Here is a 14,913-nt window from a genome sequence, read left to right as displayed (position 1 = left end):
CGGCTATACCGAACGCGAACATGCATCCCAAAACAGCCGCATTCACAACAGTCGCCCTGACAACAGTGGCACCGGCGGTCCGTTTCACGCGTTTGCCTCCCCAGGCCCTGCAAGCATTGGCTTAATGATAAACCTTGCCCCTTTGTTTACCGCATCCGGGTGCGAGTCTTCAACCCTGATAACCAGGTTATGGCGTGCCGCAATGCTGGCGACCAACGCAAGGCCGAGTCCGTGTCCCTTTAATGTCACTTTGCCGGCGACGTTACTGCCGCGATGGTAGCGATCGAACACGCGCAGCTTGTCCGCATCGGGAACGCCCGGCCCGTCGTCTTCCAGGATGATGACCGGACCGTCCTTAAGGGTGAAATGAATCGTCTTGCCGCTTTGGCCGTATTTCAACGCATTGTCGAGCAGGTTGACCAGAAGGCGCGACATCTGCATGGCGTCGGCGCGGATAACGATTCCATCGGCGATATCGGCGACCAGATCTAACCCGGCCTCCTCAGCGCTGGCGGCATAGAGCTCGGTCAGGGAATGGGCCAAGGCCGACAGGTCGACGTCCGACAGGGCGCGCATGTCACCGCGCTGGGCTTCGACGGAGGCGATGTCGAGCAAGGCATCGAGCAGGCGCAACGTTCCGCGCACCTCTTCCTGCGCCGCTTGCAAGGCGGTGACGGCTTCCGGATCGTCGCAGAGGCTGAGCGCCGTTTCGATACGTGCGTTCAGCGCCGTCAGCGGGGTGCGGATCTCGTGGGCGATATTGTCGCTGACTTCGCGCTGGGCTGTCAACAAACGCTCGACGCGTTCCAGCGTCTCATTGACATGATCGCCCAGGCTGTCGAGTTCGTCACTGCGTCGGGTAATGTCGGCGCGGGCGCGGAAATCGCCGTCGCGGGCGGCATCGAACACGTTGTTGAGCGCGGTGACGCGACTGCGGAGGCGGCGGGCAGCGAAATTGCCGATGAAGAAGGCCGCGACGACCATCAGCAGGATAGCAACAATGAACAGCAGGCGGACATCGGCCAAGGTCGCGTCACCCAGGCTCATCGAACGCCCGACCAGTAATTTCAAGCCGCCGCGAAGCTGCGTAACCCGCGCCAAGACGCGATCCTTACCTACATTCAGAATTCCGGCTTCGGACAGGTCGGCTTGCAGTGCCGGCCATTGTGCCGCCTTGCCGATCAACGCCTTGCCATCCTTGTCGAGCAATATATAGAGCGGCCGCTCGCCGGCGGTTGGCGCCAGGTCGAGCCGCTCCTGTAAGCGGGCCGTCAAGCCGTCGATCTTCTGGTCGTGATAGATGTCGACCAGGCCGGCCAGATCGGTATCGACCGTTGCCTGCAAGGCGGCGCGTGTCTGGTGAACCAGACCGGCATAGACCAGGGTAAAGACACAGACACAGACCAGTGCTGTCGCCAGGGCGACGCGCAGGGCTATAGTCATGGCAATCGAGCGAAGGCCCTTGGTGGGCTGAACGTAGAGAGAAGGGGTGTTGGGAGCTCCGTTCACGAGGCCGGCTCCTGGCCGGTCAGCAGCAGTCGGAAGCCGGCACCGCGTACGGTTTCCAGCACAGGGGTGTCAAAACCGTCCTCCAGGCGATGGCGCAACCGGCTCATATTGACGTCGATGACATTGGTCTGCGGATCGAAGCTGAGATGCCAGACCTGTTGCAATAACATATCTCGCGTGACGACGTCTCCGGCGTGCTCCATCAGCAGCTTCAGGATCTCGAATTCCTTGGGCGACAGCGCCAGATGGACGCCCTGGCGGTGCGCAGTCCGTGATTTGACGTGCAGCTCGATATCGCCATAGAGCATGACGGCGCTATGGACATGGTTCTTCGATCGACGCAGCAGGGCGCGCACGCGGGCGCTCAGTTCGTGATCCTCGAACGGCTTGCCGAGATAGTCGTCGGCGCCGCCCTCCAGGCCCTCGGAGCGGTTCTCGCTGCGCGATAGGGCCGACAACATAAGAATGGGCGTGTTGACGCCGGCTTCCCGCAGCCGCTTGATGATCGACAAGCCGTTGATATCCGGAAGCATGCGATCGAGCACGATCAAGTCGTACGCGTTCAGCCCGGCCTCGGCCAGGCCCTTGTGGCCGTCGGCCTCCCACGTCACCTTAAAGCCGTCCTTTTCAAGCGCGGCCATAATGATGGCGGCGTTTTCAGGTTCGTCTTCAATGAGGAGCAGGTTTTCAGCCATGGATACGCGTCACTTTCGGATAGTTACAGCAGCTACCTAACAGGGTCGGGTGACCGGGCGCAATTTACAAAGGCTGTGAGGTTTGACCAATCGTTCCTAACGCGGCATTAAATAACTACCGCACCACCAGCGAGAACGGCGCCCAGATGGCCGGGTTGGCGCTGTCCACCACACTGTCGTCGGCCATCAGGGATAGAATCGCCTTGCGCAAGGCCTGGGGCTGAGAGGTGCCGCTGACATTGCGGCGTACCGTATCGACGCTCAGGCGGTCGGCGACATCGTCGCGCACCGGCCACAATGATACCATCAGGCTTTGCGCGCCCGCCTGCATAAAGGCTTTCGCCAGTCCGGAATAGCCGGCGGCACCGTCTTCACGCCCCGATCCGGTATTGCATGCCGACAGGATGACCCAGCGGGCATTGAGCCTCAGGCCGGCAACGTCGGAAGCCGTCAGCAGACCGTCGTCTTCGGCTGTCATCACAGCGGGTGGGGTCATCACCAAGGCCGGCTCACGCAAGGTGGTCAGGTTGCCGCTGATCAGGCCGTGGGTGGCAAAGGCGATCACGGCGTAATCCGCCAGGGGCGTCGTCTTGATTCGGGTTTCGGTCGCATCAGCGCCAGTAATCAAGGTGCTGTTCGGCAGATCGAAGGCGGTCTTCATCCGCATCAATTCGCCCATGGCCTTGGGCAGGCTGGGCAGGTTGCGCAGGGCCGACAGGTCGCTGATCGTTGCCTTGTCGGTTTCGAGTCCGCGGCTTTGCGTGACCCGTGCATCGGCGCCCAATACCGGCGCCCCGATGCCCATAAAGCCGCCTTTCGTCATCACAGCCGGTGCCACCGCCAGGAAGGTCGGCTTGACCGAGATTGCGAAGCGCTTGATCAGCCAGGCGCTGTTGCGCAAGGCACGCGAGTCACTGTCGCTGTCTCTGGGCGCCGCCGTCAACAACAGGCCGAACGGCAGGGTCATCAGCGGACCCGATCCCATGACCTCGATCTCGTCCGTATGGCGCAGGGTGTTCAAGGTTTTTGCCGTGAATATGGCCTGGCCGAGTTGCCACGCCGGAGCACGGTCGAAGCCGGTCTTTGCATCGTCGATCGTGCCATCGATGCCGGCGCGTAACCGCACAATGGCGGACACGGCCTGAGTCCGCGTCAGGGGCGCGCTGTCCCAGCTCAAGCCTTGGCGCGTCAGGACCAGTGTTATCAATTGATCGTCGCTGAGCAGCGGCATGACAACAGCCTGGCCGGGCTTCAAGTTCGATTGCGCGGCGGCCAGGGTTAGGGGTTGTGGATGGCTGAGGCGGCCGAAATCGGGAAATGCCCGGTCAAGGTTTGCCGACAGATCGTGCAATTTGGCATCGAGCGTGACGAGGGCGCCGTCGAGGCGCGCGACATCACTGTCCGACTTACCCAGGGCAAAAATGCGTTCGCGATCGAGGCGGAGGCGTTCGACCTGGGCGTCCTGCAGCCGGCGTGCCAGGTCGGCGGCTTCGGGGTTGTTGGTGGCCGCGCGCGCCGCCAAGGCCTGGGAGGTGGTGGCGACTTCCGACAAGGCAGCCATCTGCGCCGCTTCGAAGGCCAGATCCGGGCGGTTGGCGGCGACGGCGATGTCGGTAAAGCGCGTGAAGTTGATGGCATAGGTGCTGGCCAGGTCGAGCTGTTCGCGGCGGCCGACACCGAGATCTTCGAGGTGGGCCCGCATGGCGGCTTCGAGCGGCGCAGCCTCCTGCAAGGCGGCGTCGGTCTTGCCCATGCGCGACAGGATAAGGGCGTGCAGCATATTAGCGCGAACCCGGTCCGGTGCGAAGGGCGGCATCTGAGCGGCATAATAGGGAAGGCTGAGCGCGACCTCGGCCAGGGCTCCAGGCAGGTCGCCCGAGGTCATCATCACCTCGGCCAGGCGGGTTTGCAGTCGCGAGCGGGTGGTGTCGCCAACTACGCCGGTATCCTTGATGGCATCGAGCCCGGCCAGCAGATGCGCCCTGGCTCCGGCGTCGTCGTTATTATCCCGGGCGATCTGCGCCAGTTCGAGCTGGATCAGACCAGACAGGTCGGGATTGGCGCCGGTATTGACACCGTTAAGCGCCGCCAAGGCGGCCTGTAAAAGGGTTTGAGCCTCGTCGGTATGTCCCTCGCGTTGCAGGACCTGAGCCAGGCGGAAGGTAAAGGCCGCCGTATCGAGATTTTCCGAGCCGCGATATTTGCGCGCCATGTCGACGGCTTCGCGCAAGATGGTTTCTGCTTCGCTGTAACGGCCCATCTCCATCAGGGTGGTGCCGAGATTGTTGAGGCTGTACAGCATGGCCGGGTGGCCTTCGGGCAGTTTGGCACGAGCGACGTCGAGCGCTTCGCGGCCGACCTGAAGCGACTGGTCGAGTTCGCCTTCCAGCCGTAGCGCCGAGGCATAGTTGCTCATTTGCATGGCATAGACGCGGACCGCGTCGTCATCATGGGCAATCAGGGGCAAGGCCTCGCCATAGGCGACGATGGCGGCGTTGAGTTGGCCGCGCGCGAACAGACTGAAAGCAATCTGGGCCTTGACGGTGGCGGCGTGGGTGCTTTGCGGCCCCTCGGCGGCGATGTAGATGGCCTGGGCCTTGGTCTTGGTGGCCAGGGCAGCGTCGGTATCACCCTTCAAGTCTTCGAAGGCTGCCTCCGCCAACAGCAGGTCGCCCATCTTGACGTCCTGGCCATGGCCGGCGGCGGCGAGTGCGTTTTCAGCGCCGGTGATCACGGCAATGGCTTCGTCAGGCTGCTTGTTGCGCGCCAGACTGTAGGCGTAGATGGTTGCCAGATCAGCCGCGAGCATGGGATCGAGGGTCTTTGCCGTCGCTGCTTCGGCTGTCAGGGCCTTGAGTTCGTCGAGCGATGGGCGTGCGCCGGCGGATTGATAGCGGTCGATGGCGTTTTGGATCCGGTCAGYCAGGGGCGCGGCGGCGGCCAGGACAGCAGGGGCGGATGGTGTTTGCGTCAAGACCGGCCCTGCCATGGCCAAGCCCGCGGTTATAATCGCTACGCACACCCCCCGCACAGCCGACATCTTGTTTCCCCGACCTATTCTATTTTGTTCGGTACCGTAACGCGGTTAGGTTTCTTTGAAAAGGTTTGCCAAAGGAAATAAAACTCCCCGGATGTTGGAGGTCCGGGGAGTTTGAGGCCACGTCAAATCTTATCATACCAACGGTCGTTCTTTCATGACCGTCGGGGGTTAGCTGCCGCCCGTCAGGAAGGTTACGCCTTGCACCATGACAGCCTTGAAACGCTCGGCCGAGTTCTGCACGGCTTCGCTATTGGCGCCCTTTTCGACGTCGACATCGTATTCCAGGTGGATGGTGGTCTTGTCGGTGGCGTAGGCGCGGGCGAAGCGGTAGGTCTTGTTCCAGTCATCGACCTTCTTGATGTCGCCGTCGAAAGCGACATGGTACTGGATCGTCGTGCAGCGCCCCGTCTTGCAGCCGTAAAAATAGATCTGGTAGCCGATCTCGGTCTTGTCGATCGCGAAACTGGCGTCGATCTTGGGGTCGCCACCTGAATCCTTGGTGACGGTGGCCGTCTGTCCTATGGCCTTGAGATCGTTGGCAATCTCCTGGCCGGTGACGCCGCCTTGTGTATAGTTCGCCGCCATCAGCGGAGTTGCATGGACCGCAAGCAGTGCGCCGAGCGCGAGTGTAATTCCAATTTGTTTTTTCATGTGTGGTCCCCTTGTTTGCGATCACTATCGCGGAGACCGGGGCCCGGCGCCACTTACAAGTACTGTTAGGTTTGGCAAGACGCTATCCGCCAATCCGGCGACACAGCTAACAGGATTTGTCATTGGCCAGGGAACGTGCCGCCAGGCATAATCGCCTTCCATAAAAGAGGGCGGGATGATGAAACGACTGGTATTGACGGCTATCTGGGCTTTGACGCTGGCGACACCGTCCCTGGCGAAGGATGGGCCGACGGATCAATATAATCCCGCCAATCCAGCCTATAATAATTGGTACAAGATTGTCAGCGATTCCGACGCTGCCGCAGCTGCCGGCTTTACCAAGGCCGGCGAGCAGCGGGATGCTGGCGACCACGCCGGCATGTGCGCTTCGCTGAAGGGCGTCCATGGCAATGTCGCCACCGAGATCGACGCGCTCGACCATATGACCGCCATCATCAAGGGCGATGCCGGCATCACGCCCGAGCAATTTGCCCAGGAATCCGGCATTATCAATGAAACCATGGCCTCGATTCACCGGGCCGGCGATATTGCCGATGCCGCGATCGCCGATAATTGTCAGGCGAGCTAAACCATGCGGGCCATACTTACCTTAGCGGCAATCGTGACATTCGCATCTGCTATGCCGGCCTGGGCAGAGACCGTGAACGATCTTTACGACGACGCCACTACCCAGGCGGAGCAAGGCAAATCGCGGCTGGAAGCCGCGGACTGGCAGTTTCGCGACGGTAACGTCCAGGAAGGCTGCCGCATCATGGAGGAGGCGCGCGTCCATTACGAGCAGGCCTATAACGATATGAATGGCATGGGGAACCTGGTCAACGATCCGGCGAATGGCTATAGCAATGCCGACCAGGAAAAGACAATGGATTGGATCCGTCAGCAGCGGGACACGGCGAACGATATCGCCGGCAAAATGGCCGAGACCTATTTCGCCAAGTGCCAATAGCTAAGTTAGCCGTGTTGTGATGGCGAGGCCGTTTTTCAATGTCAAGGTCACGGGTGTGCGCTCACAGACCTGAGCCAGCCTTTCCCTTTGGGCGTCGTCGAGATCGCCGGATAGGGTGACGATGCGTTCGACCTTTTCGACACCGTCCTCGCGATAGAAGTGCAGGGCGACCTCGGCGGCGGTGAGCGGCCACCCCTTGCGCTCGGCATACATGCGCAAGGTGATGGCCGTGCAGGCGCCGAGCGCCGATACCAACAAATCATAAGGCGCCAGACCCGCGTCCTGGCCGCCATTGTCCGCCGGCTCATCGGCGATAAACTCGCGATGGCCGACGGTGATGCGGGTGGCGTAGTCGATCGTACCTATGCGGGCTGTGGCGCGGGTCATGGGCTGTCTCCGGAACGGGTTACTAACCGTGCAACTTTATCGCGGTTTCGGCAACCTTGCGGCCCTGATAACGCGCGCCTTCCAGCTCGTTTTCCGAAGGTTGGCGCGAACCGTCGCCGCCGGTGATGGTTGAGGCACCATAGGGCGAGCCGCCGGTGACTTCGTCGAGCTTCATCTGACCGGCATGGCCGTAGTCGAGGCCAACGATCACCATGCCAAAGTGCAGCAGGTTGGTGATGATGCCGAACAGGGTGGTTTCCTGGCCACCATGCTGCGTCGCCGACGAGGTGAAGGCGCCGCCGACCTTGCCGTGCAAGGCGCCACGGGCCCACAGACCGCCGGCCTGGTCGAGGAAGGCGGCCATTTGCGAGGTCATGCGGCCGAAGCGCGTGCCGGTGCCGACGATAATGGCATCATAATCGGCCAGGTCGGCGATGGCAGCGACGGGCGCTTCCTGGTCGAGCTTGAAATGGGCAGCCTTGGCGACGGCTTCCGGCGCGGTTTCGGGAACGCGCTTGATATCGACCGTGGCGCCGGCAGCGCGAGCGCCTTCGGCAACGGCGTTCGCCATGGTTTCGATGTGACCGTAAGACGAATAGTAGAGGACGAGGACCTTGGCCATGTGAGTATTCCTTTACGTGAACGGGGAGGTGTGAGGGATTGGATGTAAAAAAGAAATTAGGAAACGTAACCGAACCGGTTACGGCTCGATTCTGCCCATGCGACCGGATTGGTAGTCGCGGACGGCGCGTTCCAGTTCGGCGATGGAGTTCATGACAAACGGACCGTGGCGGACGATGGGGGCGTCTAGCGGATCGCCGCCGACCACCAGGACTTCCGAGTCCTGACTGGAGGTTATGACGACCGTATCACCGGCGCCGAGACGCACCAGTTCGCCAGGTTGGACGGCTTGGCCGGAAACCGTAGCTTCCCCGGTCAGAGTATAGAGGGCGAGTTCAGCGATATCCGCCGTGTCAAGGCTGATCGTGCCGCCGGCTTGAAGGGTGACGTGGGCGACGAAGGGTTGCCCGCTGGTCAGCAACGGCCCGGTGCGGCCATCCGATGTGCCGGCGACCAGGCGCGCCGTGACGCCGTCACCGACAATTAGAGGAATTTCATCGGCCTTGAAGTGGCGGTAGGCTGGATCGTCGTGCTTGCGGCCCTTCGGCATGTTGATCCACAACTGGACGCCGTGGTTGCGGCCACCATCGCGGCGCATGACGGCGTCGGGGCCTTCATCGTGGATGATGCCGCGACCGGCGCGCATCCATTGGACTTCGCCGGGCTGCATGACGCTCATATTGCCGAGGCTGTCCTTGTGGACGGAACGGCCTTCCAGCAGCAGAGTCAGGGTTTCAATCCCGGCATGCGGATGGGCCGAGGCGCCCTTGGCCTCGCCGGGACGGACCTCGATCGGGCCGAAATGGTCGAAGAAGATGAACGGCCCGACGGCTTCATAGGCGCGGGACGGGATGGCGCGGCGGACTTCGAAGCCGTCGCCTTCCAGGGTACGGAAGGCGGTGTGCAGGCTGCTCACGGCGCGGTCTTTGGTGGCGGTGAGAGTGGTCATGAGAGGTACTCCCTTTCTGTTGACGTCCTTTTATGCCTTTCTCTTTGTTCCGAAAATCCGTATAATAATGAACAAACCTTTCGGATAATTCGACATGTTGCCTGGCATACCGACCCTCGATCAGCTTCAGGTCCTGCTCACCGTCGTCGAAAACGGCAGCTTCGCCGCGGCGGCGCGCAAGCTCAACCGCGCCACTTCGGCCATTACCTACGCCATCGACAATCTTGAGGCCCAGCTTGGGATTGCCCTGTTCGACCGCGTCAATACGCGCAAGCCGGAGCTGAGCGATGCCGGCCGCGCCGTGCTGGCCGAGGCGCGGACAGTGAGCCACGGCGTCGATATTCTGCGGGCGCGGGTGCGTGGTTTACTGGAAGGCCTGGAGGCTGAGGTCTCGATCGCGGTCGATGTCATGTTGCCGACGGCGCGCCTGGTCGATGCCTTGCAGGCTTTTCAGACGGCGTTTCCGACCATTCCGTTGCGCCTGCATGTCGAGGCCCTGGGCGGCATCACGCAACTGGTTATGGACCGCACGGCCCATATCGGCATCAGCGGCCCCCTCGATGTCGGTTTGGACGGAATCGACCGGCGTCATATCGGCTCAGTGACGCTCATCCCGGTGGCGGCGCCGTTTCATCCCCTGGCACGGCACAATCATCATGCGCCGGGCGACGCGCGCAACCATATCCAGTTGGTCCTGACCGACCGCTCGCCCTTGACCGCCGGCCAGGACTTCGGTGTCGTCGGCCACAAGACCTGGCGGCTGGCCGATCTCGGCGCCAAGCACGCGCTGCTGCTGGCCGGCGTCGGCTGGGGGTCGATGCCGGAATTCATGGTGCGCGGCGATCTCGACGCTGGCAGGCTGATCGCGCTCGACCTGCCCGACTGGCATGTCGGCGGCTACGAGATGCATGCCATCTATCGCACCGACGCCCCGCCCGGACCGGCCGCGCAATGGTTGATCGAACGGTTTGCGGCGCAGCTTTAGGGCAAGGGTCTCGGTTCGACGCCCTCATTGGTCAGGACGACCGGGTTGATTGTGCCGTCGGCGTTAAAATAGAGGTGCTCGATAGCGACCTGGCGGTGATTGCCGTCATCGGTATCGAGCGGCCGGCGATGATAGGCGATATACCAGTCATCGGTGCCGGGGATATTGACGACTGAATGGTGGCCGGCGCCGCGGGCGATGCTGTCGTCTTGTTGCAGGATCTTGCCGACGCGCTTGAATGGCCCGAACGGCGAACTGCTCATGGCGTAGGCGACACTGTAATCCGCCCCCGTCCAGTCGCCTTCCGACCACATCAGGTAATAGATGCCATTGCGCTTGATCATGAAAGAGCCCTCGACATATTGCGGGTCGGGGGTGATTTCCTTGTAGATTTCGCCATCGGGAAACGGCACGACGCTTTTCAAATCGGCCGCCAGCTTGACGACATTGCAGTGCTTCCAGCCGCCGTAATACATGTAGTATTGGCCGTCATCGTCCTTGAAGACCATCTGGTCGATAGGCTGGGCGCCATTGTGGATCTGGCCGATCAACGGATGACCCAGGGCGTCCTTGAACGGTCCTTCCGGACGGTCGGAGACGGCGACGCCGATGCCGCCCAGTTGGTTATTGTCCTTGATGTCATTAGCGCCGAAGAAGAGATAATATTTACCGTCCTTCTCAACGGCCGACGGCGCCCACACGGCATAGGCCGCCCAGGCGACGTTCTCAATGTCGAGCGCGTGCTCGTGTTTCGTCCAGTGGACCAAATCGGGCGAGGAAAAGACGTTGAGGAAGGTCTGCATGCGAAACGGCGGATAGACATAGTCTTGAGACGCGTGCCAGGCCTGGCCGGCACTGATCTTTTTCGAGATGTCGTGTGTGCCGTCGTGATCGGAATAGGTCGGGTAAATCCAGTATTGATGATTGAAAACGCGGATTTCCGGATCGGCGTACCAGCCGGGCACGATCGGATTGCCGGCTTGGGCGGCGCCCGCCAGCAGGAAGGCCAAGACAATGGTAAATGATGCACGCATGGAGCTCTTCTTCATTCTTCCAGGACTCCGGCACCAATTTCGAGTGCGTCGAGGAAATCCTCCAGGCCCGCCTCATCCGATATGGGATGGAAGGCCAGACGATGACCGCGCATCTGGGCGATGCTGACGTGGAATAGATTGTCGTGGCCGGCTTCAGTCAATACGCCGATCGTCAGGCCAGGCTTGGCGAAGGCGGCATTGAGCAGGGCGCTGCCGTCCTCGCCGACGATGAGACGGGCGTTTTGCATCAGTCCGATTTGCTCGTGCACGCTCAAGGCCGCCATATCGACAACGCGATAGCCGCGTTCCTGCATGATGGCATCGAGCGGGCCGTCGCCCCTGGTCAGGAACAGCTTCGTGTCAGAGGCCTCGATCGGGTCGCGCAGATAGTGTTCGATAACACGATCCCAGGCCTCGATCATCGGCGCCGGCGACAGGAAATAGCCCGCCCGGGTCAGGCTGGGAATGATGGCGTCACGCACCGAGAAGAACCGCGCCGGGTGCGGCTTGATGCGGGCTGGATCGATACCCAGGGCTGCCAGGAAATAACCGGTCCACGGGGGCAGCTTATCGAGGAAGATGGGGATTTTCAGCGAGACCGTCTTCAGCATGCGTAAGCGCGGCAGGGTGTCGATGATCCAGTGGCCGTAACGCTCATGGTCGGGGCAGGCCATGACGACCGCCTTGTCGGGCGGCAACAACGCTGTCAGCGCTTCGCCCAGCGGATTGCCGTGCAAAGGCTTTTCGAACACGTCGTCGAGTTGATGGATCGCCGCATAGGCGTCGGCGATGTCGCTGGCCCAGCCGATCGGCTGGCCGATCAGGGCCTCGAAGCGTTTGACGTGGACGGGCAGGGCGTCGTCGCCGAAGAAGCCGTAGCCCGACAGGGACAGGAGGCCGCTCATGACCAGGGGCTGATGCGATACCATGTCCTGATACAGCGCCGTCATGCGTTCCCAGTCGCCGATATGGATCATACCTCGCGGTACGAAGGGCAGGGGCTGCATTTCGTAGAGGCCGTCATAGCCCAGCGCCCGGTCGGCATCGTAGAAGTCCCGCGGCATGGGGGACAGGCTCAGGTCCTGATAGGGCGCGGCGATGGTTTCCAGGCGTTTGTAGGTGGGCATTCAAGCAATTTCCGAAAAGTGTCCTGCAAAGAAACTGTGCACTTTTCGGATAAAAATTGCGACCACTTAAATAGGTTCTAGATGGAGTAGTCGGAAAACTCCTGTAGCAGACCACGTTCAAAGAGATATGTCACGATCTGTTCAGCCAGAATGTCGGGCGAGGTCGAGGTCGTGTCGAGCGTCAGCTCCGGTTTTTCCGGCGCCTCATAGGGGCTGTCGATGCCGGTGAAGTTCTTCAACTCGCCGGCACGGGCTTTTTTGTACAGGCCCTTGACGTCGCGTTCTTCGGCCACGGCCAAAGGCGTCGCGACGTGGATCTCGACAAACTCGCCCGGTTGCAGCAGGTCGCGCGCCAATTGGCGCTCGGCGCGGAAGGGTGAGATGAAGGAGACCAGGGTAATCAGGCCGGCATCGACCATCAGCTTGGCAACCTCGGCGACGCGGCGGATGTTTTCGACGCGGTCGGCCTGGGTGAAGCCCAGGTCCTTGTTGAGGCCGTGGCGGACATTGTCGCCGTCCAACAGATAGGTGTGGTGGCTGAGGCTGAGCAGCTTCTTCTCGACCAGGTTGGCAATGGTTGATTTGCCGGCGCCGGACAGACCGGTGAACCATAGGACGACCGGCTTCTGGCGCTTGGCATTGGCGCGCGACGCCTTGTTGACGTCGAGTGCCTGCCAATGGACATTGCTGGCGCGGCGCAGGGCGTGGTCGATCATGCCGGCGCCAAGCGTCAGATTGGAGACGCGGTCGATGACGATAAAGGCGCCCATGTCGTGATTGGCGTCATAGGGGTCGAAGGCGATCGGCTCCTGGGTGACAATGTTGACGACGGCGACTTCGTTGAGTTGCAAGTCCTTGGCCGCCAGTTCGCCGAAGGTGTTGACGTCGATCTTGTGCTTGATGGCGGTGACGGTAGCGGAGACCGACTTCGGGCCGATCTTGACGATATAGGGCCGGCCGGGCAGCAGTGGCTCTTCGCTCATCCAGATGAGGTGGGCCTGGAACTGGTCGGCGACTTCGGGACGGGCGACGGGGGTGCTGAGCACATCGCCGCGCGAAATGTCGATTTCGTCAGTCAGTGTCAGGGTAACCGCCTGGCCGGCGGAGGCCGAAGGCAGGTTGCCGTCATAGGTGGCGATCGCCTTGACAGTCGAGGATTTGCCGGATTTGGCGACGATCACGGCGTCGCCAGGCTTAATCGTGCCAGAGGACACCGTGCCGGAGAAGCCGCGGAAATTAAGATCGGGGCGGTTGACCCACTGGACCTGAAGACGGAACGGCGCGGTCGTGTCGTCGCGGTCGATATCGATGGTTTCGAGATGTTCGACCAGGGTCGGACCCTGATACCAGGGCATGTGATCGCTGCGGGTCAGGACGTTGTCGCCATAGCGCGCCGACAGAGGAATAGCCTGCAAGGTCTCGAAGCCGAAATCGGCAGCGAAGGCGCGGTAGTCGGCGACGATCTTGTCGAAGACGTCCTGGCTGTAGTCCATCAGGTCGATCTTGTTGACCGCCAGGACGACGTGCTTGATGCCGAGCAGTGACACGATGAAGGAGTGCCGGCGGGTCTGGGTAAGTATGCCCTTGCGGGCGTCGATCAGGATGACGGCCAGGTCGGAATTGGAAGCGCCGGTCGCCATGTTGCGGGTATATTGTTCGTGGCCCGGCGTATCGGCGACGATGAATTTGCGTTTGTCGGTCGTGAAGAAGCGATAGGCTACATCTATGGTGATGCCTTGCTCGCGCTCGGCCTGGAGGCCGTCGACCAGCAGAGCGAGGTCGATATCGTCGCCGACCGTACCGAATTTCTTCGAATCCTTCTCGATACCGACCAGTTGGTCCTCGAAAATCAGTTTGGTATCGTAGAGCAGGCGGCCGATCAGGGTCGACTTGCCGTCGTCGACACTGCCGCAGGTCAGAAAACGTAGCAGGCTCTTCTTTTCGTGGCTGGCGAGGTAGTCGACCAGGGCCTGGGTATCGAGCTTTTGGTTGAGAATCGCGTTCATTTTAGAAATAGCCCTCGCGCTTCTTCTTTTCCATCGAGCCCTGCTCGTCGTGGTCGATCAGGCGGCCGGAGCGTTCCGAGGTCCGCGTCACCAGCATTTCCGCGACGATGTCTTCCAGGGTGTCGGCTTCGGATTCCACGGCGGCGGTCAGGGGGTAGCAACCAAGGGTGCGGAAGCGCACCGACTTCATTTGCGGCAATTCACCGGGGTTGAGTGGCAGGCGGTCGTCATCGACCATGATCCATTGCCCGCCGCGTTGCACGACCGGGCGTTTGGCGGCGAAATAGAGCGGCACGATGGGAATCTCTTCCATCAGGATATATTGCCAGATGTCGAGCTCGGTCCAGTTGGACAGCGGGAAGACGCGGATGGATTCGCCGGGTTTGACGCGGGCATTATAGAGGTTCCACAGCTCCGGCCGCTGGTTCTTGGGGTCCCAGCCGTGGTTTTGCGTGCGGAAGGAGAAGATGCGTTCCTTGGCGCGCGACTTTTCCTCGTCGCGGCGGGCGCCGCCGAAGGCCGCGTCGAAGCCGTGCTCGGTCAGCGCCTGCTTCAGGGCGTCGGTCTTCATGATATTGGTATAGACATTACTGCCGTGGTCGAAGGGATTGACGTTGGCGGCTTTGCCTTCGGGATTGGTGTGCTTCAGCAGGGTCAGGCCCAGGCGCTTGACCGTGTCGTCGCGGAACTGGATCATCTCACGGAACTTCCACGTCGTATCGACGTGCAGCAACGGAAACGGCGGCTTGGACGGATGGAAGGCTTTCATCGCCAGGTGCAGCATGACCGACGAATCCTTGCCGATCGAATAGAGCATGACCGGGTTTTTGAACTCGGCCGCCACCTCGCGCATGATGAAGATCGACTCCGCTTCGAGCCGTCTCAAGTGCGTCATCCGTTCCGTCGTAACCGTCATAAGCAAACCTTTTGTCAGACGGCGTA

Annotated in this window: 14 protein-coding genes; 3 read left to right on the top strand and 11 right to left on the bottom strand. The window is 61.3% G+C overall.

Annotation, left to right across the window (positions count from 1 at the left end; all coding sequences use genetic code 11):
- Positions 1–84: 84 nt before the first annotated feature.
- The 4 genes from AC1DX3_RS17390 to AC1DX3_RS17375 form a co-directional block, all read right to left on the bottom strand.
- On the bottom strand, positions 85–1,509 hold the full coding sequence (locus tag AC1DX3_RS17390) for a sensor histidine kinase (RefSeq protein WP_476990586.1): 1,425 nt from the start codon (positions 1,507–1,509) through the stop codon (positions 85–87).
- Complete coding sequence (locus AC1DX3_RS17385; RefSeq protein ID WP_476990585.1) at positions 1,506–2,204, bottom strand: response regulator transcription factor; 699 nt, start codon at positions 2,202–2,204, stop codon at positions 1,506–1,508. Before AC1DX3_RS17385 ends, AC1DX3_RS17390 begins: the two co-directional genes overlap by 4 nt.
- A 115-nt stretch (positions 2,205–2,319) precedes the next feature.
- A complete protein-coding gene (locus tag AC1DX3_RS17380) occupies positions 2,320–5,178 on the bottom strand; it encodes a CHAT domain-containing protein (RefSeq protein ID WP_476990584.1) in 2,859 nt (952 codons plus the stop codon).
- 234 nt (positions 5,179–5,412) lie between these two features.
- Positions 5,413–5,895, bottom strand: coding sequence for a YbjN domain-containing protein (locus tag AC1DX3_RS17375; RefSeq protein WP_476990583.1), 483 nt, complete (start codon positions 5,893–5,895; stop codon positions 5,413–5,415).
- Between the two features lie 175 nt (positions 5,896–6,070).
- On the opposite strand from AC1DX3_RS17375, the gene AC1DX3_RS17370 reads away from it, so the two are divergent.
- Entirely contained in the window at positions 6,071–6,484 is a 414-nt protein-coding gene (locus tag AC1DX3_RS17370; RefSeq protein WP_476990582.1) for a hypothetical protein, read from the top strand.
- A gap of 33 nt (positions 6,485–6,517) precedes the next feature.
- Positions 6,518–6,862 (top strand): hypothetical protein, encoded by a 345-nt coding sequence (locus tag AC1DX3_RS17365; protein ID WP_476990581.1) that lies wholly within the window; start codon positions 6,518–6,520, stop codon positions 6,860–6,862.
- On the opposite strand, the gene AC1DX3_RS17360 is transcribed toward AC1DX3_RS17365, so the two are convergent.
- The 3 genes from AC1DX3_RS17360 to AC1DX3_RS17350 form a co-directional block, all read right to left on the bottom strand.
- Complete coding sequence (locus AC1DX3_RS17360; RefSeq protein WP_476990580.1) at positions 6,863–7,249, bottom strand: OsmC family protein; 387 nt, start codon at positions 7,247–7,249, stop codon at positions 6,863–6,865.
- Between the two features lie 22 nt (positions 7,250–7,271).
- Positions 7,272–7,871 carry an NAD(P)H:quinone oxidoreductase gene (gene wrbA, locus AC1DX3_RS17355; protein WP_476990579.1) on the bottom strand — a complete coding sequence of 200 codons (600 nt, stop codon included), beginning with the start codon at positions 7,869–7,871 and terminating at the stop codon, positions 7,272–7,274.
- 78 nt (positions 7,872–7,949) lie between these two features.
- The gene (locus tag AC1DX3_RS17350; protein WP_476990578.1) at positions 7,950–8,819 is read right to left on the bottom strand and encodes a pirin family protein; all 870 of its coding nucleotides are present in this window, start codon (positions 8,817–8,819) and stop codon (positions 7,950–7,952) included.
- Between the two features lie 94 nt (positions 8,820–8,913).
- On the opposite strand from AC1DX3_RS17350, the gene AC1DX3_RS17345 reads away from it, so the two are divergent.
- Positions 8,914–9,804 (top strand): LysR family transcriptional regulator, encoded by an 891-nt coding sequence (locus AC1DX3_RS17345; RefSeq protein WP_476990577.1) that lies wholly within the window; start codon positions 8,914–8,916, stop codon positions 9,802–9,804.
- On the opposite strand, the gene AC1DX3_RS17340 is transcribed toward AC1DX3_RS17345, so the two are convergent.
- The 4 genes from AC1DX3_RS17340 to cysD all read right to left on the bottom strand — a co-directional run bounded on the left by AC1DX3_RS17340 (position 9,801) and on the right by cysD (position 14,905).
- A complete protein-coding gene (locus AC1DX3_RS17340) occupies positions 9,801–10,838 on the bottom strand; it encodes a glycoside hydrolase family 43 protein (protein WP_476990576.1) in 1,038 nt (345 codons plus the stop codon). The two genes, AC1DX3_RS17345 and AC1DX3_RS17340, sit on opposite strands and share 4 nt — an antisense overlap.
- A gap of 11 nt (positions 10,839–10,849) precedes the next feature.
- Entirely contained in the window at positions 10,850–11,965 is a 1,116-nt protein-coding gene (locus AC1DX3_RS17335) for a glycosyltransferase family 61 protein (protein WP_476990575.1), read from the bottom strand.
- Positions 11,966–12,042: 77 nt separating this feature from the next.
- Positions 12,043–13,971: a sulfate adenylyltransferase subunit CysN gene (cysN, locus tag AC1DX3_RS17330; protein ID WP_476990574.1), complete on the bottom strand. Its 1,929-nt coding sequence runs from the start codon at positions 13,969–13,971 to the stop codon at positions 12,043–12,045.
- A 1-nt stretch (position 13,972) separates the two neighbouring features.
- Complete coding sequence (gene cysD, locus AC1DX3_RS17325) at positions 13,973–14,905, bottom strand: sulfate adenylyltransferase subunit CysD (RefSeq protein WP_476990685.1); 933 nt, start codon at positions 14,903–14,905, stop codon at positions 13,973–13,975.
- Positions 14,906–14,913 lie beyond the last annotated feature (8 nt).

The sequence above is a fragment of the Asticcacaulis sp. P2_B1 genome (assembly GCF_056404915.1).
Note: the sequence above shows the minus strand (reverse complement) of the source record. Positions and strands in the feature narration are given on the sequence as shown.